The sequence below is a fragment of the Delftia sp. K82 genome (assembly GCF_002193035.1).
Taxonomy (GTDB): domain Bacteria; phylum Pseudomonadota; class Gammaproteobacteria; order Burkholderiales; family Burkholderiaceae_C; genus Comamonas; species Comamonas acidovorans.
Window position 1 is genome coordinate 414173 of the sequence record NZ_MYFL01000003.1, and the last position, 23850, is coordinate 438022.

The following is a 23850-nucleotide window of genomic DNA, read 5'->3' on the forward strand; positions in this document are numbered from 1 at the left end:
GCCCTTCCTCGGTGTCCCTGGGCTGGGCTCTGCCGGTTTCGAGAAGCTGCGGTATTGATGCTGGATTTCTGAAAGGACTCGTCAATGTTTTCCTGGATGGCCTGGACGCTGCCGGTGGCGGTGTTCTTCAGTTGCATCGTGCTGATGCTGGTGGGCATGACGCTGTGGGAGTTGCGCAGCCCGACCGTGATGCGCAAGGGCTGGCTGCCGATGGCGACGACGCGCGGGGACCGGCTGTTCATCGGGCTGCTGCTGGCGGCCTATGTCAATCTGGCCTGGGTGGGCCTGGGCGAGAGGATGGTGCAGTGGTTCTCGCTGGAGGCCGAGCCTTCGGTGTGGATCAGCCTGGTGCTGTCCATGCTCGTGCTGGCCGTGGTCATGCGCAAAGGCTGATCACTTCATTCCATTTATCGACAGCCGGGTCCGAAGCTCCCCCGGGGCCCGCTGGTGCATGTGCATGTCGGGGAGACAGCAAGAATCTAGGAGACGGCAGATGAAACAACGACTTCATACCATCGCCCTCGCGGCGGCCCTGCTGGCGGCGGGGCAGGCGTCCTGGGCCGGAGAGGCGGAAGCCAAGAAGTGGATCGACGCGGAGTTCCAGCCCAGCACGCTGTCCAAGGACCAGCAGATGGCCGAGATGAAGTGGTTCATCGAGGCGGCCAAGAAGCTGCAGGCCAAGGGCGTCAAGGAGATCGCCGTGGTGTCCGAGACCATCACCACGCACGAGTACGAGAGCAAGACGCTGGCCAAGGCCTTCACCGAGATCACGGGCATCACCGTCAAGCACGACCTGATCCAGGAAGGCGACGTGGTCGAGAAGCTGCAGACCTCGATGCAGTCGGGCAAGTCCATCTATGACGGCTGGATCTCCGACTCCGACCTGATCGGCACGCACTACCGCTACGGCCGCATCATGAGCCTGACCGACTACATGGCCGGCGCGGGCAAGGACTTCACCAATCCGGGCCTGGATATCAAGGACTTCATCGGCACCAGCTTCACCACCGCGCCCGACGGCAAGCTCTACCAGCTGCCCGACCAGCAGTTCGCCAACCTCTACTGGTTCCGCGCCGACCTCTTCGAGCGCAAGGACCTCAAGGACAAGTTCAAGGCCAAGTACGGCTACGAGCTGGGCGTGCCGCTGAACTGGAGCGCCTACGAGGACATCGCCGAGTTCTTCACCAACGACGTCAAACAGATCGACGGCAAGCCCATCTACGGCCACATGGACTACGGCAAGAAGGACCCGTCGCTGGGTTGGCGCTTCACCGATGCCTGGCTGTCCATGGCCGGCGCGGCCGACAAGGGCATTCCCAACGGCATGCCCGTCGATGAATGGGGTATCCGCGTGGCCGACGACAAGTGCACGCCCGTGGGCGCTTCGGTCTCGCGCGGGGGCGCCACCAACTCGCCGGCCGCCGTGTTCGCGCTCACCAAGTACGTGGACTGGATGAAGAAATACGCGCCCAAGGAAGCCATGGGCATGACCTTCGGCGAGTCCGGCCCCGTGCCAGCCCAGGGCCATATCGCGCAGCAGATCTTCTGGTACACCGCCTTCACGGCCGACATGACCAAGCCCGGCCTGCCCGTGGTCAATGCCGACGGCACGCCCAAATGGCGCATGGCGCCCGGCCCCAACGGCCCCTACTGGAAGGACGGCATGCAAAACGGCTACCAGGACGTGGGCAGCTGGACCTTCTTCAAGGACCATGACGCCAACCGCACGGCCGCCGCCTGGCTCTACGCGCAGTTCGTCACCGCCAAGACCACCAGCCTCAAGAAGACCATCGTCGGCCTGACGCCCATCCGCGAGAGCGACATCCGTTCCAAGGCCATGACCGACATGGCGCCCAAGCTCGGCGGCCTGGTCGAGTTCTACCGCAGCCCCGCCCGCGTGGCCTGGACGCCCACCGGCAACAACGTGCCCGACTACCCCAAGCTGGCCCAGCTGTGGTGGAAGAACGTGGCCCAGGCCGTCACCGGCGAGAAGACGCCCCAGGGCGCCATGGACAACCTGGCCGAGGAAATGGACCAGGTCATGTCCCGCCTGCAGCGTGCCGGCATGGCGCACTGCGCTCCCAAGCTCAACCCCAAGGGCGACCCGGCCAAGTGGCTCAGCGACAAGCAGGCGCCGTGGAAGAAGCTGGCCAATGAAAAGCCCAAGGGCGAGACGATTGCGTATGACACGCTGCTCAATGCCTGGAAAAACGGCAAGGTGCGTTAGCACCCCCTGAGGCGCTTGCGCGCCTTCCCCCTCTCTACTTGCTTCGCAAGGGAGGGGGAAGGCGCCCTCGCCGCGAGGCGGCTCTTGCTCGGCGTCCCTGAGTTGGGCCGTGTCGGCTTTGGACAACATGCCCTGTGCTGGTCTCCCGGCCTATCGCCAAATTCGTTGACTGCAAAAAACACGAAACGAAAGATAGCGAAGAAAAAAATACAAAAACGAGCGAAAATAGCGGAAAACCCGATTCCGTCCCCTTCGCATTGGGCGCAGGCGTGGCGTCCCGGGTGCTGACATGGCGGCTACATGGCGCCCTGTTAACTTGCCCCACATTCCTTCGTCGAAGATCCATGTCCCTCGTTGCTTCCCCTCTGCCCACCGGCCGTGCCGCCCTGCTGGAACGCCTGGCCCAGCCTGAAACCTACGATCTGGCCATCATCGGCGGCGGTGCCACCGGCCTGGGCGTGGCCCTGGACGCGGCGGCGCGCGGGTTCAAGGTCGTGCTGGTGGAGTCGCACGACTTCGCCAAGGGCACGTCCTCGCGCGCAACCAAGCTGGTCCATGGTGGCGTGCGTTACCTGGCCCAGGGCAACATCGCCCTGGTGCGCGAAGCGCTGCACGAGCGCACCACGCTGCTGCACAACGCACCCCACCTGGCGCAGCCGCTGGCCTTTGTCATGCCGTCCTACAAGCTGCTGGACACGCCGTTCTATGGCATCGGCCTCAAGATGTATGACGCGCTGGCCGGCAAGGCAGGCTTGGGCGCCACCGAATTCCTCTCGCGCTCCAGCACCGTCAAGTGTTTGCCCACCGTGCGCCAGCAAGGCCTCAAGGGCGGCGTCAAATACTGGGACGGCCAGTTCGACGATGCCCGCCTGGCGCTGGCGCTGGCCCGCACGGCCGCTGCCAAGGGCGCGCTGCTGGTCAACTACTGCCCCGCGCTTGAACTGCTGCATGAAGGCGGCAAGGTCGCCGGCCTGATCTGCGAAGACTCGGAATCCGGCCGGCGCTTCACGCTGCGCGCCAAGTGCGTGGTCAACGCCACCGGCCCCTGGGTGGACCTGTTCCGCCAGCAGGATGCCGAGGCCCAGGGCCGACCCGTCAAGCCCATGGTCGCGCCCAGCCAGGGCGTGCACGTGGTCGTGGACCGCGACTTCCTGCCCAGCGATCACGCCCTGCTCGTGCCCAAGACGGCCGATGGCCGCGTGCTCTTTGCCGTGCCCTGGCTGGGCAAGGTCATCCTGGGCACCACCGACACGCCGCGCAACGACCTGGCGCGCGAGCCCCTGCCGTTCCCCGAGGAGCTGGACTTCATCCTCACCGAGGCCGGACGCTACCTCACGCGCCAGCCCACGCTGGCCGACGTGCGCAGCATGTGGGTCGGCCTGCGCCCGCTGGTCAAGCCCCAGGACGACGACGGCGAGAACACCAAGAAGATCAGCCGTGAGCACACGGTCATGTCCAGCCGCACCGGCCTGGTCACCGTCACGGGCGGCAAATGGACCACCTACCGCGCCATGGCCGAAGACGTGCTCTCCGAGTGCTTTGCCATCGGCCGCCTGCCGCACCGGCCCGGCGGCGTCACGGCCCGCCTGCCGCTGGCTGGCGCCCCGGCCGAATCCGCCGTGCACCACCGCATGAACCAGGTCCAGGGCCTGCACTCCTATGGCACGGAAGCCTCGGCGGTGGAGGCGTTGCCGGGCAACGACGAATGGCTGGCAGACGGCCTGAACGAAGCCATGGTGCGCTTTGCCGCGCGCTTCGAATACGCGCGCACCGTGGAAGACGTGCTGGCGCGCCGCAGCCGCCTGCTGTTCCTTGATGCGCGCAAGGCCGCCGAGGTGGCGCCGCGCGTGGCAGCCATCCTCCAGGAGGAGCTGGGGCAGGACGCCGGCCTGGCGGACTTCATGCCGCTGGCGGCCCAGTACCTGCCGGCCTGATTGCGGCTGAAGTCCCTCTCAAGCAAAACGCCCTGCACTGCAGGGCGTTTTGCTTTTGGAGGCAGATGCAAGTCGAGGAAAGATTGTCAAAATTGATGGATATCTATCTTTGATTGTTTTTATGAATCAGAATGCTGCCCATGGCATCTCGTAACGGTGCCAGCGAACAGCAGCCAGCACAAGGCTGACGAGGGAGGGGGAAATGATGAAGAAAGCGCTTGAAAGTCCGTTTTCCGCAGGGCAAGGGCCGTGCCCGAGCCCAACGCGGTGGCCCCAAGCCGCTGCGATGTCTGCGCCGCCGTAGTACGAGCGGCCAGCCCGCAGCAGACGATTGCGTTGAGTCTGCCACCCTTTGCCGAGCCCGCCAGGCTCGGCTTTTTTATGGGCGTTTCCGATGGTGTGCGGCCATCGGCAGGCCCAGCTTGCTCCTGGGTTGATAGCGCTCTTGTGGGGGTTGCGCAACGCTGCCGGCCAGGGGTGGAAAAGGCAGCTAAGGGTTTGACGCGCAAAGGAATTTCTGGGACAATCCCATGCTTCACGTGAAAATCGTGAAGTTATCTGCCCAGTGGAAGCGCCGAGAAATGGTTTTCGGCGTGGACGACGGGCCCAAGACTGACTGGCTGCTCGCGGCCCTTGAGAAGACTCTGGGGCTGTCGAGTGTTTGCTGGAGCAAGTTGGGAATATTGAAATGATCCAAACAGAATCTCGGTTAGAGGTTGCCGACAACACCGGCGCGAAGTCTGTTCAGTGCATCAAAGTGCTGGGCGGTTCTCATCGTCGCTATGCGAGTGTTGGTGACATCATCAAGGTGACCATCAAGGAAGCTGCACCGCGTGGACGCGTCAAAAAAGGCGAGGTCTACAGCGCGGTCGTGGTGCGTACGGCGAAGGGTATTCGCCGTGCTGATGGCTCGCTCGTCAAGTTCGACGGCAACGCCGCCGTTCTGCTGAACGCCAAGCTGGAGCCTATCGGCACCCGCATCTTTGGCCCCGTGACTCGTGAACTGCGCAACGAAAAGTTCATGAAGATCGTGTCCCTGGCACCTGAAGTTCTCTAAAGGAAGCACCATGAACAAGATTCGCAAGGGCGACCAAATCATCGTGCTGACCGGCCGTGACAAGGGCAAGCAAGGCGTGGTCTCGGCTCGCAAGGACGACTCCCACCTGTTGATCGATGGCATCAACATGGTGAAGAAGCACGTCAAGCCGAACCCCATGAAGGGCACCACCGGCGGTATCGTGGAAAAGGCCATGCCTATCCACCAATCCAACGTGGCCATCTTCAATGCAGCGACCGGCAAGGCTGATCGCGTGGGCATCAAGGTGCAGGCCGACGGCACACGCGTTCGCGTGTTCAAGTCCAGCGGCGCCGAAATCAAGGCGGCCTAAGGGGTAACACATGGCACGACTGCAAAAACTGTATCGCGAAAAGATCGCGGCTGAACTCAAGGAAAAGTTCGGCTACACCTCCTCCATGGAAGTGCCCCGTCTGACCAAGATCACCCTGAACATGGGTGTGAGCGAAGCCGTGGCCGACAAGAAGGTGATGGACAACGCCGTGGCTGACCTGACCAAGATTGCTGGTCAGAAGCCCGTGGTGACCAAGGCCAAGAAGGCTATCGCCGGCTTCAAGATCCGTGAAGGCCAGGCCATTGGCTGCATGGTGACCCTGCGTGGCGTTCAGATGTATGAATTCCTGGACCGTTTCGTCACCGTGGCTCTGCCCCGCGTGCGTGACTTCCGTGGTATCTCCGGCCGTTCTTTCGACGGTCGCGGCAACTACAACGTCGGCGTCAAGGAACAGATCATCTTCCCCGAAATCGAGTACGACAAGGTGGACGCTCTGCGTGGTCTGAACATCAGCATCACGACGACAGCTCGGACCGACGATGAGTGCAAGGCACTGCTCGCCGCTTTCCGTTTCCCCTTCAAGAACTGAGGTGGCGCATGGCTAAAGTTGCATTGATCCAGCGCGAACTCAAGCGCGAAAAGCTGGCAGCCAAGTACGCTGCCAAATACGCAGAACTGAAGGCAATCGCCGCTGACGCAAAGCGCAGCGACGAAGAGCGCGACGCCGCTCGCCTGGGCCTGCAGAAGCTGCCCCGTAACGCGAACCCCACTCGCCAGCGCAACCGCTGCGAGATCACGGGTCGTCCCCGTGGCACCTTCCGTCAATTCGGTCTGGGCCGCGCCAAGATCCGTGAACTGGCCTTCGCTGGCGACATCCCCGGTGTCACCAAGGCCAGCTGGTAAGCAAGCAGGAGAGATTAAACATGAGCATGAGTGATCCCATCGCTGACTTGCTGACCCGCATCCGCAATGCACAAATGGTCTCCAAGACCACCGTGACGGCTCCTTCCTCCAAGGTCAAGGTTGCCATCGCCCAGGTGCTGAAGGATGAAGGCTACATCGACGGCTTCCAAGTGAAGACCGACGCTGGCAAGTCCGAACTCGAAATTACCCTGAAGTACTACGCCGGCCGTCCGGTGATCGAGCGCATCGAGCGCGTGAGCCGTCCCGGCCTGCGCGTGTACAAGGGCCGTGACGCAATCCCCCAGGTCATGAACGGTATGGGCGTTGCCATCGTCACCACTCCCAAGGGCGTGATGACGGATCGCAAGGCACGCGCCACTGGCGTGGGCGGCGAAGTGCTGTGCTACGTGGCCTAACGGACATTAAGGAGAAATACTGAAATGTCTCGCGTAGCAAAGACTCCCGTGGCCATCCCCGCAGGCGTGGATGTGTCCATCAAAGACGACCAGATCAATGTGAAGGGCACCGGCGGCACGCTGTCGCAAGCCCAGAACGTTCTGGTGAAGATCTCCAACAACGAAGGCAAGCTGTCTTTCGAGCCCGTCAATGACTCGCGCGAAGCCAACGCCATGAGCGGCACCATGCGTCAGCTGGTGAACAACATGGTGGTGGGCGTGAGCAAGGGCTTCGAGAAGAAGCTGTCGCTGGTTGGCGTGGGTTTCAAGGCTTCGGCCTCGGGCTCCAAGCTGAACCTGGCGATCGGCTTTTCGCACCCGGTGAACTTCGAAATGCCGGCCGGCATCACTGTCACCACCCCCACACCGACCGAAATCTTGGTCAAGGGTGCTGACCGCCAGGCCGTTGGCCAGATGGCTGCTGAGATCCGTGCCGTTCGTCCTCCCGAGCCCTACAAGGGCAAGGGCATCCGTTACTCGGATGAGAAGGTCGTGATCAAAGAGACCAAGAAGAAGTAAGGAGCTGCATTATGTTGACCAAGAAAGAGCAGCGTCTCCGTCGTGCCCGCCAGACCCGCATCCGCATTGCACAGCAAGGCGTGGCACGTCTGAGCGTGAACCGTACGAACCTCCACATCTACGCAAGCGTGGTGTCGGAAGACGGCACCAAGGTGCTGGCTTCGGCCTCCACCGCCGAAGCCGAAGTGCGCACCCAACTGGGCGCCATCGGCAAGGGTGGCAACGTGGCTGCCGCTACGCTGATTGGCAAGCGCATTGCCGAGAAGGCGAAGGCTGCCGGCGTGGAGAAAGTGGCTTTCGATCGCGCTGGTTTCGCATACCACGGCCGCGTGAAGGCTTTGGCAGAAGCCGCTCGTGAAGCCGGCCTGCAGTTCTAAGCGGAGCGGATAGAAATGGCAAAGTTTTCTCCCAAGGTGCAAGACGAAGGTCGTGACGACGGTCTGCGCGAAAAAATGATCGCGGTGAACCGCGTCACCAAGGTTGTGAAGGGCGGTCGTATCCTCGGCTTCGCTGCACTGACCGTGGTTGGCGATGGTGATGGCCGCGTTGGCATGGGCAAGGGCAAGTCGAAAGAAGTGCCTGCAGCCGTGCAAAAGGCGATGGAAGAATCCCGTCGCAACATGATCAAGGTGTCTTTGAAGCACGGCACGATCCATCACACCGTGATGGGTCAGCATGGCGCAGCATCCGTGATGCTGAACCCCGCTCCCAAGGGTACCGGCATCATCGCCGGCGGCCCGATGCGCGCCGTTTTCGAAGTGCTGGGCATCACCGACATCGTGGCCAAGAGCCATGGTTCGTCGAATCCCTACAACATGGTCCGCGCGACTTTTGACGCTCTGAAGCACTCCACGACCCCTTCGGAAGTGGCAGCCAAGCGCGGCAAGTCGGTTGAAGACATCTTCACCGCCTGATCGGAGTCAATCACATGACAACGCAACAAACCGTGAAGGTGCAACTGGTGCGCAGCCCCATTGGCACCAAGGAATCGCACCGCGCCACTGTCCGTGGCCTGGGCCTGCGCAAGCTGAACAGCATCAGCGAACTGCAGGACACGCCTGCCGTGCGCGGCATGATCAACAAGATCAGCTACCTGGTCAAAGTTCTCTGAAAGGATTGATGATGGAACTCAATAGCATCAAGCCTGCAGAGGGCTCCAAGCACGCCAAGCGCCGTGTCGGTCGCGGCATCGGCTCCGGCCTGGGCAAGACTGCCGGCCGTGGTCACAAGGGTCAGAAGTCGCGTTCGGGTGGCTACCACAAGGTGGGCTTCGAAGGCGGTCAAATGCCTCTGCAGCGCCGTCTGCCCAAGCGTGGCTTCAAGTCGCATCTGCTGAAGTTCAATGCAGAAGTGACCCTGTCCGCTCTGGAACAGCTGGGCCTGGCCGAAGTCGATCTGGCAGCTCTGAAGCAAGCCGGTCTGGTTGGTGAAATCGCAAAGGTGGTCAAGATCATCAAGAGCGGTGAAATCAGCAAGGCTGTCAAGCTCAACGGCATCGGCGCTACCGCCGGCGCCAAGGCTGCCATCGAAGCTGCCGGTGGCAGCATCGCCTGATTAATGATCTGAAAGAAGACATCCGTGGCTACTAGCGCAGCTCAAATTGCAAAAACCGGAAAATTCGGCGATCTTCGCCGCCGTCTGGTTTTTCTGTTGCTCGCGCTGGTCGTTTACCGGATCGGGGCTCATATCCCCGTGCCGGGCATCGATCCAGCGCAGCTGCAGCAGCTGTTCAATGGCCAGCAGGGCGGCATTCTCAATCTGTTCAACATGTTCTCGGGTGGGGCGCTCTCGCGCTTCACGGTGTTCGCACTGGGGATCATGCCGTACATCTCGGCATCGATCATCATGCAGCTCATGACCTACGTGGTCCCTACATTCGAGCAGCTGAAAAAGGAAGGTGAATCGGGTCGTCGCAAGATCACCCAGTACACCCGCTACGGCACATTGGGCCTGGCGATTTTTCAGTCCCTGGGAATTGCCGTGGCTCTGGAAAGCTCCGCAGGTCTGGTTCTGAGCCCTGGCTTCGGCTTCCGCCTCACGGCGGTGGTCAGCCTGACGGCCGGCACCATGTTCCTGATGTGGCTCGGTGAACAGATCACGGAACGTGGTCTGGGCAACGGCATCTCGATCCTCATCTTTGGAGGTATCGCCGCAGGTCTGCCGAGCTCCATCGGTGGTCTGCTGGAGCTGGTGCGCACCGGTGCCATGAGCATCCTGGCCGCGATCTTCATCGTTCTCGTGGTGGCAGCCGTGACGTACTTCGTCGTGTTTGTCGAGCGGGGACAACGCAAGATCCTGGTGAACTATGCGCGTCGTCAGGTGGGTAACAAGGTGTATGGTGGCCAGTCTTCGCACTTGCCGCTGAAGCTGAATATGGCGGGGGTCATTCCTCCCATCTTCGCTTCCTCGATCATCTTGCTGCCGGCGACCGTTGTGAACTGGTTCAGTGCAGGGGAATCCATGCGCTGGCTGAAGGACATTGCTAGCACGCTGACCCCCGGTCAGCCGATCTATGTGATGCTCTACGCCACTGCCATCATCTTCTTCTGCTTCTTCTACACGGCCCTGGTGTTCAACAGCCGGGAAACCGCCGACAACCTGAAGAAGAGTGGTGCCTTCATCCCCGGGATCCGTCCCGGTGACCAGACGGCCCGCTACATTGACAAGATCCTGGTTCGCCTGACCCTGGCTGGCGCGGTGTACATCACATTCGTGTGCTTGTTGCCCGAGTTCCTGATCCTGAAGTACAACGTTCCGTTCTACTTCGGTGGCACATCACTGCTGATTATTGTGGTGGTGACCATGGACTTCATGGCCCAGGTGCAGAACTACATGATGTCGCAACAGTACGAATCGCTCCTCAAAAAGGCGAACTTCAAAGCGACACTTGGCAATTGAACTAAGTGATGGGCCTGGCCGGCGGTGCCGGCGGGTCCAGTAAGAGTTAGTAGACGCCCACTCGATCTATCCATCGCGGGCATGTTTCCCGGTCGATAGGCCGTAACGGATGTAGAGTTTTAGGAGAATGAAATGAGAGTTTCGGCTTCGGTCAAAAAAATCTGCCGTAACTGCAAGATCATCCGCCGCAAAGGTGTGGTGCGAGTGATCTGCACGGACCAGCGCCACAAGCAGCGCCAGGGTTGATAGGAAAGTTTGAGGACGAATAATGGCACGTATCGCTGGCATTAACATCCCGCCGCATCAGCACGCTGAAATCGGCCTGACCGCTATCTATGGGATCGGTCGCACCACTGCACGCAAGATCTGCGAAGCCGCTGGCATCGCATATTCCAAGAAAATCAAGGAACTGACTGACGGTGATCTGGAAAAGATCCGTGATCAGCTGACTTCCCTGACTCTGGAAGGTGATCTGCGTCGCGAAACAACGATGAACATCAAGCGTTTGATGGACATCGGTTGCTATCGCGGTTTCCGTCATCGTCGTGGCCTGCCCATGCGTGGTCAACGTACCCGCACGAATGCACGTACCCGCAAGGGTCCGCGCAAGGGTGCCGCGGCTTTGAAGAAATAAAGAGATTGAAAGATCACTATGGCTAAGTCTCCCGCAAACAACGCTGCACAGCGCGTTCGCAAGAAAGTCCGTAAGAACATTTCGGACGGCATTGCCCACGTGCACGCTTCGTTCAACAACACGATCATCACCATCACCGACCGCCAAGGCAACGCTCTGTCGTGGGCCTCGTCGGGTGGCCAGGGCTTCAAGGGTTCGCGCAAGTCGACTCCCTTCGCTGCCCAGGTGGCTTCGGAAGTGGCTGGTCGTGCTGCCATCGAACAGGGCATCAAGAACCTGGACGTCGAAATCAAGGGTCCCGGTCCTGGCCGTGAATCCTCGGTTCGCGCCCTGGGCGCCCTGGGCATCCGCATCACTTCCATCGCGGACGTGACGCCGGTTCCCCACAACGGCTGCCGCCCTCAAAAGCGCCGTCGTATCTAAGCTTTTTCACCAAGCCCACCGCCGCCCAGATGTGTAACATCGCGGGCGGCTCCCGTGCTTGTGCACGGCAGATGACACAAAGGAAATCAAGTGGCACGCTATATCGGCCCCAAGGCCAAACTCTCCCGCCGTGAAGGCACTGACCTGTTTCTGAAGAGTGCACGTCGCTCGATCGCCGACAAGTCCAAGTTCGACACCAAGCCCGGCCAGCACGGCCGCACTTCCGGTCAGCGTACTTCCGACTTCGGCCTGCAGCTGCGTGAAAAGCAGAAGGTCAAGCGCATGTACGGCGTGCTGGAAAAGCAATTCCGCCGCTACTTCGAAGCCGCCGACAAGAAGAAGGGCAACACCGGTGCCAATCTGCTGTCGCTGCTGGAGTCGCGTCTGGACAACGTGGTGTACCGCATGGGCTTCGGCTCGACCCGCTCGGAAGCGCGTCAGCTGGTGTCGCACAAGGCCATCACGGTCAACGGCCAATCCGTCAACATCCCTTCCTACATGGTGAAGGTGGGTGACGTGGTCGCCGTGCGTGAAAAGTCCAAGAAGCAGGCTCGTATCGTCGAAGCCCTGCAACTGGCTGGTCAAGTCGGTTTCCCCGCATGGGTGGAAGTGTCTGCCGACAAGGCTGAAGGCACGTTCAAGAAGTCGCCTGACCGCGACGAGTTCGGTGCAGACATCAACGAATCCCTGATCGTTGAGTTGTACTCGCGTTAATTCCGCGCAGCGACATTTCTGTAAAACCGTCCCCCAGCCGCGAGGCATCGCGCTGGGGTGCTTCACCAGCCTTACCGGTGTAACGAGCCGGGGGTATTGAGAGGAAGTCTGCATGCAAACCAATTTGCTGAAGCCCAAGACGATCAATGTCGAGCAGCTTGGCCACAATCGCGCCAAAGTTGTTCTGGAGCCGTTTGAGCGTGGCTACGGCCATACGCTGGGCAACGCCCTGCGCCGTGTCCTGCTCTCCTCCATGGTGGGTTACGCAGCGACGGAAGTGACGATTGCTGGTGTGTTGCACGAGTACTCGTCCATCGACGGTGTCCAGGAAGATGTGGTCAACATCCTGCTGAACCTCAAGGGTGTGGTGTTCAAGCTGCACAACCGCGATGAGGTCACGCTCTCGCTGCGCAAGGATGGCGAAGGCGTCGTGACGGCGCGCGACATCCAGACGCCCCACGACGTGGAAATCATCAACCCTGATCATGTCATCGCCAACCTGTCGCAAGGCGGCAAGCTGGACATGCAGATCAAGGTGGAGAAGGGCCGCGGCTATGTGCCCGGCAACGTGCGCCGCTATGGCGACGAGTCCACGAAGTCGATCGGCCGCATTGTGCTGGACGCTTCGTTCTCGCCCGTCAAGCGCGTGAGCTACGCCGTCGAATCGGCCCGCGTTGAACAACGCACCGACCTCGACAAGCTGGTGGTGGAGATCGAAACCAATGGTGCGATCACTGCCGAGGACGCCGTGCGCGCCTCCGCCAAGATCCTGGTGGAACAGCTCGCCGTGTTCGCTCAGCTGGACGGCGGCGATATCGCCAGCGTCTTCGATGCTCCGGCCGGTGGCCGTGGTGCCGCAACCGCCTTTGATCCCATCTTGCTGCGTCCCGTGGACGAGCTGGAACTCACCGTGCGTTCGGCCAACTGCCTCAAGGCAGAGAACATCTACTACATCGGCGACCTGATCCAGCGTACCGAAAACGAGCTGCTCAAGACCCCCAACCTGGGTCGCAAGTCGCTCAACGAGATCAAGGAAGTCCTGGCTTCCCGCGGTCTGACGCTGGGCATGAAGCTCGAGAACTGGCCGCCTGCTGGCCTGGAAAAGCGCTAAGCACTATAATTGCGGGCTCTCCTTTTTTGGAGAGCCTCAGTGCCTCGGGCAGTACCTGATACGGCTGCACGAATTAATCAACAACTTGCGCAAATTCGGTTGAGGCAAGCTGCAGATCCGGTAACGGGTCCAGGCTTGCATCCTTGTTTGCGCAAGCCCTAATTACATATTTTAGGAATAAAGCACCATGCGTCACGGTCACGGCCTCCGCAAACTCAATCGCACCTCTTCGCACCGCCTGGCGATGCTGAAGAACATGATGAATTCGCTCATCGAGCACGAAGCCATCAAGACCACCGTTCCCAAGGCCAAGGAACTGCGCCGCGTGATCGAGCCCATGATCACCCTGGCCAAGGTCGACACCGTTGCCAACCGCCGTCTGGCATTCGACCGCCTGCGCGACCGCGACAGCGTGACCAAGCTCTTCAACGAGCTGGGCCCCCGCTTCGCAAAGCGTCCTGGTGGCTACACCCGTATCCTGAAGATGGGCTTCCGCGTGGGCGACAACGCCCCCATGGCCTTCGTGGAACTGGTCGAGCGCGCTGAAGAAGGCGCCGCCGAAGCCAAGGCAGCTGAATAATCTGCTATAATTTTGGAATACCGCGCGATGGAGCAGTCTGGTAGCTCGTTGGGCTCATAACCCAAAGGTCGGAGGTTCAAATCCTTCTCGCGCAACCAAATTGAAAAGGGCTACGACAGTGTCGTAGCCCTTTTTTCATGCCCTCGCGCCAGGGCAAAGGCCAGGCGGACAGCCCGGCATCAGCCGCCCAGCTGGTTGCCGATGCGCTGGCCCAGCCGCAGGCGCACGCGGTGGGCGATTTCCTGGGCAACCTCGGGGCTGAGCACTTCGCTGATGTGCAGCAGCTCGGTGTAGTGCATGTACAGAAGACCGCGCAGGGTCTTGAATGCGGCCTCGTGCTCGGCGCCGCAGACGCTGGCGTCATTGGCCAGCACGCGCTCCACCACACCGGCCTGCAGCAGCGGGATCTTGCAGATGACGGCGTGGCGGGCGATCTCCAGGTCGATTTCCTGGAGCCGGCATTCCCATTCCTCGGGCAAGAATCGGTTGGCTGGCATGTCGGCTTTTCTCCTTTTTTCACTGCATGGGTACACCGGGGCGAAAGGCACCCGGTCTGGGGATGCTGTCATGTGAGCGGGGCTCGGTGGCCTGGGTCGCCAGGTTTACTGGCCCGGGCTTGATGCCTGTCAAACTTCGGTGGCGCAGGCACCCGCTGGAAGCCGGGCTCATGCTGCACTGCATCATGATGTCAGTCATGCGGCGCGGCCGCCAGTGCCCGTGCAGGCTGGTGGGCTTTTGCTCCCGGCAGGCCATGCTCTCTCGGCGCCGCTCCGGCAACGCAAAGGATCCACATGCTCGAGAAGATCGCCTCGCTGTTCCGTTATTTCAAGGCGGCCGTGCCGTTCCGGCTGGTGCCGGCACTGATTGCCACCGCCGTGCTGTTCGGCCTGCTGCTGATGCCCGTGCCCGAGGGGCTGACGCCCAAGGGCTGGCAGCTGGTCGCCATTTTCCTGACCACCATCGTGGCCATCATCCTCAAGGTCATGCCCATCGGCGTGATGGCCTTGATGGCCATCGTCATCGTCTCGCTGTCCCAGGTCACCTCCGGCTCGTCCAAGGGTGCCATCACCGATGCGCTGAGCAGCTTTTCCAGCCCGCTGATCTGGCTGATCGTGGTGGCCATCCTGATCTCGCGCGGCCTCAAGAAGACGGGGCTGGGCAGCCGCATCGGCCTGATGTTCATCGCCCTGCTGGGCAAACGCACCATCGGCATCGGCTACGGCCTGGCGATCTGCGAGCTGGTGCTGGCTCCGTTCACGCCCAGCAACACGGCGCGCGGCGGCGGCATCGTGCACCCGATCATGAAGTCCATCGCCAATGCCTTCGAGTCGGACCCGGCCAAGGGCACGCAGGGCAAGGTGGGCACCTACCTGGCCCTGGTCAACTACCACGCCAATCCCATCACCTCGGCCATGTTCCTGACCGCCACGGCGCCCAACCCGCTGGTGGTGGATTTCGTGGCCAAGGCCACGGGCCAGGCCCTGCACCTGAGCTGGACCACCTGGGCGCTGTACATGCTGCTGCCGGGCCTGCTGTGCCTGCTGCTGATGCCGCTGGTGATCTACCTGCTGTCGCCGCCCGAGCTCAAGGCCACGCCCAATGCCGTGGAGTACGCGCGCAGCGAGATGGCACGCATGGGGCCGCTGTCGGGCAAGGAGCGCGTGATGCTTGGCACCTTCGGCCTGATGCTGCTGCTGTGGGCCAACGTGCCGCAGATGCTGTTCGGCCCGGCCTTCGTGCTGGACCCCACCGTGGTCGCCTTCCTGGGCCTGTTCGTGCTGATCATCACGGGCACCATCGACTGGGATGACGTGCTGTCCGAGAAAAGCGCCTGGGATACCCTGGTATGGTTCGGCGCCCTGGTCATGCTGGCCGAGCAGCTCAACAAGCTCGGCGTGGTGTCCTGGTTTGCCGTGGGCATGAAGAATGCCATCGTCGCCAGCGGCCTGGACTGGCTGCCGGTGGCTGCCATCCTGGTAGGCGTGTTCGTGTTCTCGCACTACCTGTTCGCCAGCACCACGGCCCACATCAGCGCGATGATGCTGGCCTTCCTGACCGTGGGCGCGCAGCTGATTCCGGCCGACTATGTCGTGCCCTTCATGCTGATGATGACGGCCGGCTCGGCCATCATGATGACGCTCACGCACTACGCCACCGGCACTTCGCCCATCATCTTCGGCAGCGGCTACGTCACGCTGGGCAACTGGTGGCGCGTGGGTGCGGCCATGTGCGTGATCGAGCTGCTGATCTTTGCCGTGGTCGGCAGTGTCTGGTGGAAGCTGCTGGGCCTGTGGTGAGGGCGGGCGCCCTCAAGCCGTGGTCCGTGGCTCGCCCAGCGACAGCATGAGCCGGTTGGCCCAGTTGAAGAAGGCCGTGCCGTGCAGCACATCGGAGATGGCGGCATCGTCCAGGCCTGCGGTGCGCAGCGCATCGATGTGGGCGGGCTCCAGCGCAGGCGGCGTCTGGGTCAGCGCCACGGCCGCCGTGACGATGGCATTCCAGCGCGGCCCCAGGTCCGTGCCCGGGCCTTCGTCGAGCAGGCGCTGCACGTCGCCGCCCCGGCGCGAGAAGTGCGTGGCAAAGCGCGCATGGACCGAGGCGCAGTAGATGCAGCCATTGGCGCGCGAGGTGGCCGCAGCGGCCAGCTCGCGCTCGGCGCGCGGCAGGCCGGCGTCGGGGTTGTAGAAGATGTCCTTGTCGGTGCGCGTGCGTGCGCCCAGCGTGTCGGGGTCGCGCGCCAGCAGGCGGAAGTAGGGCGACTGCGCGCGTGAGGCATCGACCAGGCCTGCATGGTGGCGTTCGGTCAGCTCGCTTTCTTCCAGCGGCTCAATCCATGGCAGCCAGTCGAGTTGTTCCTGGGTGAAGACCTGGGGAGCGGCGGAGTTCGTTGAGGTCATGGCTGGGCTTGCAGGGTGGTGGGTTGATGGGCTGCCGGGGGCGCGGGGCGTGCAGCCAGCACGCGCAACCCCGCCACCACGCGGATCTGGAAGGACAGGAAGGACGCCAGCTGGGACAGGATGACGATGTCCGTCTCGCTCCAGCCCGCCTGTTGCAGCGCCTGCAGGGCCCCGGCGCTGGCGTCGCGCGGGTGGTAGGCCAGCAGGTGGGCATGGGCCAGCGCCGCGGCCAGGCGCGGGCCCAGCAGTGCGGCGTGGGCCGGGTCCACGGCATAGGCGGGGCCGGGCTGGTCCTCGCGGCTCAGCGGGCCTGCCGGGTAGCTGCCGTAGGGGCCGTGCGGGCCGCTGCCGGCCTGCAGGCTCTGGGCGCGGCCACGCACCACTTCGGACGCCACCACGGCGGCCAGTTCCGCATCCTCGGTGGCCAGCGCGCGTGTATAGAAGACGGCGCTGCGCGGCTCGCCATGCAGCCCGGCCGTGAAGGCGGCCAGGGCCAGCCGCTCGCGCAGCGAGACCGTGCCTGGCACGGGCTCGGCAGGCGTGAACAGGGCGGCAAAGCTTTGCTGGGCCTGCGTGCGTGCCTCGGTGCGGTGGCGGCGCACGCGGTCCAGAGCGCTGCCGGGGGTGATGTCGGCGAGGTGGTCGATCACGTCGCCGGGAAAGCGGGGCGTTGCGGTGGTGTTCATGGTCATGCGGCTTGCAGCAGTCCGGCCCGGACTGCTGGGAGGGAAGAAGGCGCTGGGGTGGACGTGGATGTGGACTCATCGGCACGGCGCCAGCCCAGGGCCGGTGCCACATGGGCGGCCGTCAGTTCGATCGAGCGCAGGATGGCGTTGTGCGGTGGGTCGATGGAATGCACCTGGAAGACGATGTCGCTCACGCGCGCCAGCGCCGTGTCGGCGCGCAGCGAGGCGATGACCTCGTCGGGCGTGCCCACATGTACGTCGTAGGCGGCGATGAGATCGGCCAGCGGCGCCTGCGGATCGACGCGGGCCGCCCATTGCGAGGGCTGGGCGGCATGGCGCAGGGCCACGCGGCGCAGGCCGGCCTCGGCCCAGCGCAGCGCCTCGTCGCGGCGGTCGGCCACGAACAGCGTGCGCGAGCCCAGGATGCGCGGCGCCCGCCCCGCGGGCAGGCAGGCGAGGTAGGCGTCGATGATGGGGTTCTGGATCTCGGACAGCGTGGCCTGCGGCGCGCCTTCGGGCCGTGGCTGGGTGCGCGACAGCATCAGGCCGTCGCCGTTGGCCCCGGCCCGCGCACCGCCCTCGGCCGAGAACGTGGCCTGCCAGACGCGCTCCAGCAGCTGCGGCGCGGCCGGGTACAGGCGCACGCCGCCAGCCAGCGCGCGCCCGGCCCAGGCGTCCTGCAGCACGCCGAAGTTGCGTGCGAAGACGGCGCCGCGCTCGGCGCCCTGCACGCCAAAGGCCTCGAAGGATTCGGCCGTGCCGCCCGTGCCCAGGCCCACCTCCAGGCGGCCGCCGGTCAGCAGGTCCAGCACGGCCGCGTCCTCGGCCACGCGCAGCGCGTTTTCCAGCGGCAGCGTGATCACGCCCGTGCCGATGCGGATGCGCCGCGTGCGCGCCGCCACATGGGCCAGAAAGACGAAGGGCGAGGGCAGGCCGCCCTCGCTTTCATGGAAATGGTGCTGGGCCACCCAGGCCGAGTCGAAGCCCTGGGCCTCGGCATGGGCGATCTGCTCGGCCACCAGGCGGTAGCGCTCGCCGGCCGGCGCATCGTCGAGCAGGCGGCTGAAGAAGCCCAGGCGCGGGCCGGTGCGGGAGCCGTGGCCACGGTTGGTATCAGGCGGTATGAGGGACAAAATCAATGCTCCTTTTGCCGGGAATGGCGTCCATGAGTTCACGCGTGTAGTCGCTGGTGGGGCGCTGGAACACTTCCTCCACGCTGCCCGCGTCCACCACCCGGCCCGCGCGCAGCACCGACACCGTGTCGGCGATCTGGCGCACCACGGCAAGGTCGTGCGAGATGAAGAGATAGGTCAGCCCCAGGTCCTGCTGCAGCTGGGCGAGCAGGGCGAGGATCTGCGCCTGCACCGTCACGTCCAGGGCCGATACGGCCTCGTCCAGCACCAGGACCTGCGGCTGCAGCACCAGGGCGCGCGCAATCGCCACGCGCTGGCGCTGGCCGCCCGACAGCGCATGCGGGCGCCGCTGCAGCACGGCGGCCGGCAGGCCCACGCGCTCCAGCATGTCGTGCACGCGCCGGCGGCGCTCATCGGCCGGCAGCGGGTCGAAGTTCAGCAGGGGCTCCTCGATGATGTCGAACACGCTCTGGCGCGGGTCCAGAGAGCTGAACGGGTTCTGGTAGACCAGCTGCACGCGGCGGCGCAGCTGGCGCAGGGCCTCGCCGTGCAGGCCCGTGACCTCGGTGCCTTCGATGCGGATGCGGCCCGCCGTGGGCCGGCCCAGGCCCACGATGGCGCGGATGGTGGTGGTCTTGCCCGAGCCCGACTCGCCCACGATGGCATGCGTGCTGCCCCGGCGCACGCGCAGCGACACGCCGTCCACGGCGCGGAAGATGCCGCGCCCGTGGGCCGAGGCATGGCCGGGCGCCGCGAACTCGTGCACCAGGTCCTCGACCTCGATGGCCCAGTCATCGGCCGTGGCAGGCCTGGGCGTGCGGCGCGGCGCGGGCGCCAGCGAAGGCGCATCGGCCAGCAGCCGCCGCGTATAGGCGCTTTGCGGATTGCGCAGCAGCTCCAGCGTGGGGCCCTGCTCCTGGATGCGGCCGCCCTGCATGACGACCAGGCGGTGCGAACGGTCGGCCGCCACGCCCAGGTCATGCGTGACCAGCAGCACGGCCGTGCCGGTCTCGCGGCGCAGCGCGTCGATCAGGTCCAGGATGCGCCGCTGCACGGTCACGTCCAGCGCGCTGGTGGGCTCGTCGGCAATGATGAGGGCGGGCCGCAGCGCGATGGCGATAGCGATCAGCACGCGCTGGCGCATGCCGCCCGACAGTTCGTGCGGATACTGGCGTGCGCGCAGCGCGGGCTGGGACAGGCCCACGCGGGCCAGCAGCTCCAGCACGCGCGCCTCCACGGCCGTGCGGTCGCGCAGGCCGTGGAGGCGCAGGATCTCGCCCACCTGGTCGCCCACCGTGCGCACGGGGTTCAGCGACATGGTGGGGTCCTGCGGCACCAGGCTGACCACGCGGCCGCGGATGGCGTTCCAGCGTGCGGCCGGCCACTCCGAAACCTCGGTGCCCTGCAGGCGGATGCTGCCGTGCTCGCGGTGGCCGTTGTCGGCCAAAAGGCCGATCACGGCCTGGGCCGTGGTGGTCTTGCCCGAGCCCGATTCGCCGACCAGGGCCACCACCTCGCCCGGCGCCACGGAAAACGACACGCCGTGCACCACGCGCTGCGCCTGGCCTGCGGCATCGCGGTAGGCCACGGCCAGGTCCTGCACTTCGAGCACAGGGGCGGTGGTTGCCACTGCTGGTGCGGCGTGGATGCGTTCCTCGATGGCGGCGCTCATGCAGGCCTCCGTGCGAAGGCCGTGGCGATGCGGTTGGCCGCCAGCACCACGGCCACCACGATCAGGCCCGGCGCCGTGGTCAGCCACCAGGCGGAGGCGATGTAGTTGCGGCCTTCGGCGATCAGCAGCCCCCATTCGGGCGTGGGCGGCGGCGCGCCGTAGCCCAGAAAACCCAGCGTGGAAATCGCAAGGATCGCCGAGCCGAACTGCAGCGCCGCCATGGCGATGACCGACGTCAGTGAGTTGGGCAGCACATGGCGCCACAGCACGGCGGCAAAGCGCCCGCCGCTGCCGAAGGCGGCCTCCACATAGTCGGAGCGGCGCACGCGCACCACCTCCGAGCGCACCAGGCGCGCGAAGCTGGCCACCGAGACCACGCCCACGGCAATGGCCGCGTTGATGGTGCCAAAGCCCAGCACGATGATGATGGTCAGCGACAGCAGCAGCGAAGGCACGGCCAGCAGCACATCGACCAGGCGCATCAGCGCATCTTCCGTGCGCCCGCCCGTGGCCCCGGCCAGCAGGCCGATCAGCGTGCCCACGGCCAGGCCCACGCCCACGGCCACGAAGGCGCCCGACAGCGAATGCACGGCGCCATGCACCACGCGCGCCCACAGGTCGCGCCCCAGCGCGTCCGTGCCCAGCCAGTGCGCGGCGCTGGGCGCCAGCAACTGCTGGCCGGCCTGGCCCGCGATCGGGTTCTGGTGGGCGAACCAGCCGGGCGCCAGCGCCCACAGCGCGGCCACGGCAATCACCAGCCAGGCCAGGGCCAGCGTGGGCGGCAGGCGTTTCAGGGATTGCAGGCGGGCCGGCAAGGCGAAGCTGCGGCGCGGGGCGGCTGGCGCAGGGGCCAAGGACGACGCTGGCAGCGCCGTGGGAATGGGAGTAGGAGTGGCGGGCGCGGCCTGGGCATCCAGGGCCGGGGAAAGAGCGCTTGAGACGGCAGTGTTCATGGCCGGTTCTCCACGGAATGGCGCAGGCGCGGATCAAGCAGCGGGTACAGCAGATCCACGGCGAGGTTGATGAGTACGAAGGCGGCGGCCGAGACGACCACCACGGCCTGGAGCACGGCCGTGTCCTGGTTGCCCACGGCCTGCTGGGTCAGCGTGCCCAGGCCATTGAGGCCGAACACGGCCTCCGTCACCACGGCGCCGGCCAGCAGCTCGCCGAACAGCACGCCGGCAATGGTCAGCGTGGGCAGCAGGGCATTGCGTGCCACATGGCGCAGCAGCACCCAGCGGCGCGAGGCGCCCTTGGCCCGTGCCACGGCCACGAAGGGCTGGGCCAGCACGGCGTCGATATTGCGCAGCAGCACCTGGGCCAGCGGCGCCGAGATCGGTACGGCCAGGGTCAGCGTGGGCAGCACCAGTCCTTCCCAGGGGCCGGGATTGATCACGGCGATCCAGCCCAGGCGGAACGACACCACCTGGATCAGCATGATCCCCAGCCAGAACACGGGCACCGAGACAAAGACCGAAGGCAGCGAATACAGCGCGTTGCGCAGCCAGGCAAAGGGCGCCAGGCTGGCAGCCGCCGCCAGCGCCACGGCCAGCAGCGCGGCTGCGGCAAAGCCCAGGGCCGCGAGCTTGAGCGTGGGCGGCAGGCTGGTGGCCAGGCCCTGGCTCACCGGCACGCCGGCCTGCAGCGAATAGCCGAAATGGCCCGTGAGGAACTGGCCCAGCGTGCGCAGGTACTGCTGCCACACGGGCTGGTCCGAGCCGTAGGCGGCGCGGATGTCGGCGATCTCCTGCGGGCCCAGGCCCAGCTCGGGGTTCAGGAACTTGATCAGCACGGCATCGCCCGGCAGCAGCTGCAGCAGGATGAACGAGACCGTGAAGGCCGCCCACAGCACCAGGGCGGCCTGTGCGATGCGGCTGAGCAGATAGCGGCGCGGCATGGTAGTGGTTCCTCAGGGAGCGTTCCGGTCAGCGCCTGGCCAGCCAGGTGCTGTAGAAGCTGGGCCGGCCTACGGCCTCGAAGCCCACGTCGCGCACCCAGCCCGCGCCCGCAAAGGCCTGGGGTTCCTCGAAGATGGGGATCACATAGGCCTGGTCGATCAGGTAGTTCTGCACCTCGCCGGCCAGCGCCAGGCGCCTGGCGGCATCGGTCTCGGCCGCGATGGCGTCGAACAGGCCGTTGAGCTTGGTGTCCTCGAAGGACTTGACCTTCTGGCTCACGCCGCCCTTTTGCAGCAGCACGTTGCGGTTGGTCGGGTAGTAGTTGCTCTTGATCACGTCGGGATCGGCGCGGCCCACCATGCCGGGCAGCACGCCGGTCTTGTCGGGGTCCAGCGTGTCCACGGCACGGCTGCCCGCGTCGCCCGACAGCACGTTGAGCTTGACGCCGATGCGCGCCCACTGCTGGGCCACGAGCTGCAGCGTCTCCTTGTTCTGCGGCTGGGGCAGGGACTCGTAGGTGGAGAGCACGAAATCGCGGCCGTCCTTCTGGCGCAGGCCGTTGGCGCCCAGCGTCCAGCCGGCCTCGTCCAGCAGCTGTTTCGCCTTGGCCTCGTCATAGGCCAGCTTGGCCGACAGGTCCACGAAGCCGGCCGCCGTGGAGGCAATCACCGAGCGCGCCTGCGGATAGCGCGGCGAGAACAGCGTCTCCACGATCTCCTTGGCATTGGTGCCGTGCAGCAGGGCCTGGCGCACCTTGAGATCGGCCACCAGGGCGTTGTCCGGGCGGATGGCCACGCTGTTGTTCACGCCGCGTGTGGGCGGGGCGTAGATGCTGAACTTCTGGTCCTCGACGCGCTTTTCGTCATAGGCCTGGATCTGGCGGATCAGCCCGGCCTGCCCGGCCAGCAGCGCGCCGATGCGCACGCTGTCCTCTGGCGTGACGATGAACTTCACCTCGTCCAGCCGCGCGCGGCCCTGGTGGGCCAGCTTGGCGGGACCCCAGGCATAGTCCTTGCGCACCTTGAGCACCAGCTCCTTGCCCAGCGTCTCGCTGGCCACCACGAAGGGGCCGGAGCCGATGATGCGCGTGGCGTCGCCCAGCTCCTCGAAGGGGCGGTCCAGCGTGGCCGGCGAGACCAGGCCCGAGCCGATCACCGAAGTGCCCTGCAGGAAGCCCGGCGAAGGCTTTCTGAAGAAGAACTTCACCGTCAGCGGGTCGACCACCTCGCTGCGCTCGTAGTTGTTGATCACCTCGGACACCGGCTGCTTGAGCGCCTTGTTGCCCAGGCCATAGGTGTCGAAGTTGCGCGCCACGGCCGCCGCGTCCAGCGGCGTGCCGTCGGAGAAGGTGACGCCGGGCCGCAGCTTGAAGCGGTACTCGGTGGCATCGGCATTCACGGTCCAGGACTCGGCGATCCAGGGCTGGATCTCCAGCGTCTTCGGGTCCTGGTAGGTCAGCTTGTCGGTGATCTGGTTGAGCACGCCGCCATTGGGGTAGAAGCCCCCGGCCGGCGGATAGAGGTTGGTGTGGGCCTGCTGCTCCAGGTAGACCAGGGTGCCGCCTTCCACGGGGCCAGCAGCCGCGCCCGCCTGGGCCGTATCGGCCTGCTTGGAGCACGCCGCCAGCAGCAGGCTGCTGCCCGCCAATACCGCTATCGCGGCCTTCCATGCCACCTGACCCGCCTTCGATTGGGAAAACACGTTCGTACCTCGCCGCCGCTGGGGCGCTGAAAAACAAGACTGCCGGCCACAGGACCGGCTCCATGTTTTTCATGCTATCGATGCCAAATATTTGCGCTCATATATCGAGTTGCATC

General features: G+C 64.6%; 29 protein-coding genes and 1 tRNA gene. 22 read left to right on the forward strand and 8 right to left on the reverse strand.

What is annotated here, in order from left to right:
• Nucleotides 1-84 precede the first annotated feature (84 nt).
• From KDK82_RS18755 to KDK82_RS18855, 21 genes are all read left to right on the forward strand, one after another.
• Nucleotides 85-393, forward strand: a complete 309-nt coding sequence (locus tag KDK82_RS18755; protein ID WP_043820414.1) for a DUF2160 domain-containing protein — start codon at nucleotides 85-87, stop codon at nucleotides 391-393.
• 100 nt (nucleotides 394-493) lie between these two features.
• A complete protein-coding gene (locus KDK82_RS18760; protein WP_012202962.1) occupies nucleotides 494-2227 on the forward strand; it encodes an ABC transporter substrate-binding protein in 1734 nt (577 codons plus the stop codon).
• A 344-nt stretch (nucleotides 2228-2571) separates the two neighbouring features.
• The gene (locus KDK82_RS18765; protein ID WP_088165880.1) at nucleotides 2572-4161 is read left to right on the forward strand and encodes a glycerol-3-phosphate dehydrogenase/oxidase; all 1590 of its coding nucleotides are present in this window, start codon (nucleotides 2572-2574) and stop codon (nucleotides 4159-4161) included.
• A gap of 688 nt (nucleotides 4162-4849) precedes the next feature.
• Entirely contained in the window at nucleotides 4850-5218 is a 369-nt protein-coding gene (gene rplN, locus KDK82_RS18770; RefSeq protein WP_012202964.1) for a 50S ribosomal protein L14, read from the forward strand.
• Nucleotides 5219-5228: 10 nt separating this feature from the next.
• Nucleotides 5229-5549, forward strand: a complete 321-nt coding sequence (rplX, locus tag KDK82_RS18775; protein ID WP_012202965.1) for a 50S ribosomal protein L24 — start codon at nucleotides 5229-5231, stop codon at nucleotides 5547-5549.
• A gap of 10 nt (nucleotides 5550-5559) precedes the next feature.
• Nucleotides 5560-6099: a 50S ribosomal protein L5 gene (rplE, locus tag KDK82_RS18780; RefSeq protein ID WP_012202966.1), complete on the forward strand. Its 540-nt coding sequence runs from the start codon at nucleotides 5560-5562 to the stop codon at nucleotides 6097-6099.
• 8 nt (nucleotides 6100-6107) lie between these two features.
• Complete coding sequence (gene rpsN, locus KDK82_RS18785; RefSeq protein ID WP_012202967.1) at nucleotides 6108-6413, forward strand: 30S ribosomal protein S14; 306 nt, start codon at nucleotides 6108-6110, stop codon at nucleotides 6411-6413.
• Between the two features lie 20 nt (nucleotides 6414-6433).
• Nucleotides 6434-6829: a 30S ribosomal protein S8 gene (gene rpsH, locus KDK82_RS18790; RefSeq protein ID WP_012202968.1), complete on the forward strand. Its 396-nt coding sequence runs from the start codon at nucleotides 6434-6436 to the stop codon at nucleotides 6827-6829.
• A 24-nt stretch (nucleotides 6830-6853) separates the two neighbouring features.
• The gene (gene rplF, locus KDK82_RS18795) at nucleotides 6854-7387 is read left to right on the forward strand and encodes a 50S ribosomal protein L6 (RefSeq protein ID WP_013804444.1); all 534 of its coding nucleotides are present in this window, start codon (nucleotides 6854-6856) and stop codon (nucleotides 7385-7387) included.
• A gap of 11 nt (nucleotides 7388-7398) precedes the next feature.
• A complete protein-coding gene (gene rplR / locus KDK82_RS18800) occupies nucleotides 7399-7764 on the forward strand; it encodes a 50S ribosomal protein L18 (RefSeq protein WP_012202970.1) in 366 nt (121 codons plus the stop codon).
• 15 nt (nucleotides 7765-7779) lie between these two features.
• The gene (gene rpsE, locus KDK82_RS18805) at nucleotides 7780-8301 is read left to right on the forward strand and encodes a 30S ribosomal protein S5 (protein WP_012202971.1); all 522 of its coding nucleotides are present in this window, start codon (nucleotides 7780-7782) and stop codon (nucleotides 8299-8301) included.
• A 14-nt stretch (nucleotides 8302-8315) separates the two neighbouring features.
• Complete coding sequence (rpmD, locus tag KDK82_RS18810) at nucleotides 8316-8498, forward strand: 50S ribosomal protein L30 (RefSeq protein ID WP_012202972.1); 183 nt, start codon at nucleotides 8316-8318, stop codon at nucleotides 8496-8498.
• Between the two features lie 11 nt (nucleotides 8499-8509).
• On the forward strand, nucleotides 8510-8941 hold the full coding sequence (gene rplO / locus KDK82_RS18815) for a 50S ribosomal protein L15 (RefSeq protein ID WP_012202973.1): 432 nt from the start codon (nucleotides 8510-8512) through the stop codon (nucleotides 8939-8941).
• A gap of 24 nt (nucleotides 8942-8965) precedes the next feature.
• Nucleotides 8966-10285: a preprotein translocase subunit SecY gene (gene secY, locus KDK82_RS18820; protein ID WP_012202974.1), complete on the forward strand. Its 1320-nt coding sequence runs from the start codon at nucleotides 8966-8968 to the stop codon at nucleotides 10283-10285.
• A 132-nt stretch (nucleotides 10286-10417) separates the two neighbouring features.
• Nucleotides 10418-10531 (forward strand): 50S ribosomal protein L36, encoded by a 114-nt coding sequence (rpmJ, locus tag KDK82_RS18825; RefSeq protein WP_003050535.1) that lies wholly within the window; start codon nucleotides 10418-10420, stop codon nucleotides 10529-10531.
• Nucleotides 10532-10553: 22 nt separating this feature from the next.
• Entirely contained in the window at nucleotides 10554-10919 is a 366-nt protein-coding gene (gene rpsM, locus KDK82_RS18830) for a 30S ribosomal protein S13 (protein WP_012202975.1), read from the forward strand.
• Between the two features lie 18 nt (nucleotides 10920-10937).
• Nucleotides 10938-11342 carry a 30S ribosomal protein S11 gene (rpsK, locus tag KDK82_RS18835; RefSeq protein ID WP_012202976.1) on the forward strand — a complete coding sequence of 135 codons (405 nt, stop codon included), beginning with the start codon at nucleotides 10938-10940 and terminating at the stop codon, nucleotides 11340-11342.
• Between the two features lie 90 nt (nucleotides 11343-11432).
• On the forward strand, nucleotides 11433-12056 hold the full coding sequence (gene rpsD / locus KDK82_RS18840) for a 30S ribosomal protein S4 (RefSeq protein WP_012202977.1): 624 nt from the start codon (nucleotides 11433-11435) through the stop codon (nucleotides 12054-12056).
• A 112-nt stretch (nucleotides 12057-12168) separates the two neighbouring features.
• Nucleotides 12169-13167: a DNA-directed RNA polymerase subunit alpha gene (gene rpoA / locus KDK82_RS18845; RefSeq protein ID WP_012202978.1), complete on the forward strand. Its 999-nt coding sequence runs from the start codon at nucleotides 12169-12171 to the stop codon at nucleotides 13165-13167.
• Between the two features lie 187 nt (nucleotides 13168-13354).
• Entirely contained in the window at nucleotides 13355-13747 is a 393-nt protein-coding gene (gene rplQ / locus KDK82_RS18850) for a 50S ribosomal protein L17 (protein ID WP_012202979.1), read from the forward strand.
• A 21-nt stretch (nucleotides 13748-13768) separates the two neighbouring features.
• Nucleotides 13769-13845: transfer RNA gene (locus KDK82_RS18855), tRNA-Met, on the forward strand.
• Between the two features lie 81 nt (nucleotides 13846-13926).
• Here KDK82_RS18855 and KDK82_RS18860 read toward each other — a convergent pair.
• Nucleotides 13927-14244, reverse strand: coding sequence for a hypothetical protein (locus KDK82_RS18860; RefSeq protein WP_012202980.1), 318 nt, complete (start codon nucleotides 14242-14244; stop codon nucleotides 13927-13929).
• A 294-nt stretch (nucleotides 14245-14538) separates the two neighbouring features.
• Here KDK82_RS18860 and KDK82_RS18865 point away from each other — a divergent pair, with 294 nt between their 5' ends.
• Nucleotides 14539-16044: a DASS family sodium-coupled anion symporter gene (locus KDK82_RS18865; RefSeq protein ID WP_034389959.1), complete on the forward strand. Its 1506-nt coding sequence runs from the start codon at nucleotides 14539-14541 to the stop codon at nucleotides 16042-16044.
• Between the two features lie 12 nt (nucleotides 16045-16056).
• On the opposite strand, the gene KDK82_RS18870 is transcribed toward KDK82_RS18865, so the two are convergent.
• The 7 genes from KDK82_RS18870 to KDK82_RS18900 are packed head-to-tail and all read right to left on the reverse strand — an operon-like array spanning nucleotide 16057 to nucleotide 23734.
• Nucleotides 16057-16644 (reverse strand): alkylhydroperoxidase domain protein, encoded by a 588-nt coding sequence (locus KDK82_RS18870; RefSeq protein WP_013804442.1) that lies wholly within the window; start codon nucleotides 16642-16644, stop codon nucleotides 16057-16059.
• The gene (locus KDK82_RS18875; RefSeq protein ID WP_088165881.1) at nucleotides 16641-17336 is read right to left on the reverse strand and encodes a CMD domain protein; all 696 of its coding nucleotides are present in this window, start codon (nucleotides 17334-17336) and stop codon (nucleotides 16641-16643) included. Before KDK82_RS18875 ends, KDK82_RS18870 begins: the two co-directional genes overlap by 4 nt.
• Nucleotides 17333-18463, reverse strand: coding sequence for a putative FMN-dependent luciferase-like monooxygenase (locus tag KDK82_RS18880; RefSeq protein ID WP_088165882.1), 1131 nt, complete (start codon nucleotides 18461-18463; stop codon nucleotides 17333-17335). Before KDK82_RS18880 ends, KDK82_RS18875 begins: the two co-directional genes overlap by 4 nt.
• Entirely contained in the window at nucleotides 18444-20135 is a 1692-nt protein-coding gene (locus tag KDK82_RS18885) for an ABC transporter ATP-binding protein (RefSeq protein WP_088165883.1), read from the reverse strand. Before KDK82_RS18885 ends, KDK82_RS18880 begins: the two co-directional genes overlap by 20 nt.
• Nucleotides 20132-21088, reverse strand: coding sequence for an ABC transporter permease (locus KDK82_RS18890; RefSeq protein WP_088165884.1), 957 nt, complete (start codon nucleotides 21086-21088; stop codon nucleotides 20132-20134). Before KDK82_RS18890 ends, KDK82_RS18885 begins: the two co-directional genes overlap by 4 nt.
• Entirely contained in the window at nucleotides 21085-22032 is a 948-nt protein-coding gene (locus KDK82_RS18895) for an ABC transporter permease (protein ID WP_088165885.1), read from the reverse strand. Before KDK82_RS18895 ends, KDK82_RS18890 begins: the two co-directional genes overlap by 4 nt.
• Nucleotides 22033-22060: 28 nt before the next feature.
• Nucleotides 22061-23734: a TIGR04028 family ABC transporter substrate-binding protein gene (locus tag KDK82_RS18900; RefSeq protein ID WP_088165886.1), complete on the reverse strand. Its 1674-nt coding sequence runs from the start codon at nucleotides 23732-23734 to the stop codon at nucleotides 22061-22063.
• Nucleotides 23735-23850 lie beyond the last annotated feature (116 nt).

What these genes read in the sequence shown, in the direction of transcription:
- KDK82_RS18885 (WP_088165883.1), bottom strand. Translation starts at nt 20,135, where the DNA reads ATGAGCGCCGCCATCGAGGAACGCATCCACGCCGCACCAGCAGTGGCA.
- KDK82_RS18895 (WP_088165885.1), bottom strand. Translation starts at nt 22,032, where the DNA reads ATGCCGCGCCGCTATCTGCTCAGCCGCATCGCACAGGCCGCCCTGGTG.
- rpmD (WP_012202972.1), top strand. Translation starts at nt 8,316, where the DNA reads ATGACAACGCAACAAACCGTGAAGGTGCAACTGGTGCGCAGCCCCATT.
- rpsH (WP_012202968.1), top strand. Translation starts at nt 6,434, where the DNA reads ATGAGCATGAGTGATCCCATCGCTGACTTGCTGACCCGCATCCGCAAT.
- rplE (WP_012202966.1), top strand. Translation starts at nt 5,560, where the DNA reads ATGGCACGACTGCAAAAACTGTATCGCGAAAAGATCGCGGCTGAACTC.
- KDK82_RS18890 (WP_088165884.1), bottom strand. Translation starts at nt 21,088, where the DNA reads ATGAACACTGCCGTCTCAAGCGCTCTTTCCCCGGCCCTGGATGCCCAG.
- KDK82_RS18760 (WP_012202962.1), top strand. Translation starts at nt 494, where the DNA reads ATGAAACAACGACTTCATACCATCGCCCTCGCGGCGGCCCTGCTGGCG.
- rpsE (WP_012202971.1), top strand. Translation starts at nt 7,780, where the DNA reads ATGGCAAAGTTTTCTCCCAAGGTGCAAGACGAAGGTCGTGACGACGGT.
- rplO (WP_012202973.1), top strand. Translation starts at nt 8,510, where the DNA reads ATGGAACTCAATAGCATCAAGCCTGCAGAGGGCTCCAAGCACGCCAAG.
- rpsN (WP_012202967.1), top strand. Translation starts at nt 6,108, where the DNA reads ATGGCTAAAGTTGCATTGATCCAGCGCGAACTCAAGCGCGAAAAGCTG.
- rpsM (WP_012202975.1), top strand. Translation starts at nt 10,554, where the DNA reads ATGGCACGTATCGCTGGCATTAACATCCCGCCGCATCAGCACGCTGAA.
- rplR (WP_012202970.1), top strand. Translation starts at nt 7,399, where the DNA reads ATGTTGACCAAGAAAGAGCAGCGTCTCCGTCGTGCCCGCCAGACCCGC.
- rplF (WP_013804444.1), top strand. Translation starts at nt 6,854, where the DNA reads ATGTCTCGCGTAGCAAAGACTCCCGTGGCCATCCCCGCAGGCGTGGAT.
- KDK82_RS18865 (WP_034389959.1), top strand. Translation starts at nt 14,539, where the DNA reads ATGCTCGAGAAGATCGCCTCGCTGTTCCGTTATTTCAAGGCGGCCGTG.
- KDK82_RS18860 (WP_012202980.1), bottom strand. Translation starts at nt 14,244, where the DNA reads ATGCCAGCCAACCGATTCTTGCCCGAGGAATGGGAATGCCGGCTCCAG.
- rpmJ (WP_003050535.1), top strand. Translation starts at nt 10,418, where the DNA reads ATGAGAGTTTCGGCTTCGGTCAAAAAAATCTGCCGTAACTGCAAGATC.
- rpsK (WP_012202976.1), top strand. Translation starts at nt 10,938, where the DNA reads ATGGCTAAGTCTCCCGCAAACAACGCTGCACAGCGCGTTCGCAAGAAA.
- rplQ (WP_012202979.1), top strand. Translation starts at nt 13,355, where the DNA reads ATGCGTCACGGTCACGGCCTCCGCAAACTCAATCGCACCTCTTCGCAC.
- KDK82_RS18870 (WP_013804442.1), bottom strand. Translation starts at nt 16,644, where the DNA reads ATGACCTCAACGAACTCCGCCGCTCCCCAGGTCTTCACCCAGGAACAA.
- rpoA (WP_012202978.1), top strand. Translation starts at nt 12,169, where the DNA reads ATGCAAACCAATTTGCTGAAGCCCAAGACGATCAATGTCGAGCAGCTT.
- KDK82_RS18755 (WP_043820414.1), top strand. Translation starts at nt 85, where the DNA reads ATGTTTTCCTGGATGGCCTGGACGCTGCCGGTGGCGGTGTTCTTCAGT.
- rplX (WP_012202965.1), top strand. Translation starts at nt 5,229, where the DNA reads ATGAACAAGATTCGCAAGGGCGACCAAATCATCGTGCTGACCGGCCGT.
- KDK82_RS18765 (WP_088165880.1), top strand. Translation starts at nt 2,572, where the DNA reads ATGTCCCTCGTTGCTTCCCCTCTGCCCACCGGCCGTGCCGCCCTGCTG.
- KDK82_RS18875 (WP_088165881.1), bottom strand. Translation starts at nt 17,336, where the DNA reads ATGACCATGAACACCACCGCAACGCCCCGCTTTCCCGGCGACGTGATC.
- rplN (WP_012202964.1), top strand. Translation starts at nt 4,850, where the DNA reads ATGATCCAAACAGAATCTCGGTTAGAGGTTGCCGACAACACCGGCGCG.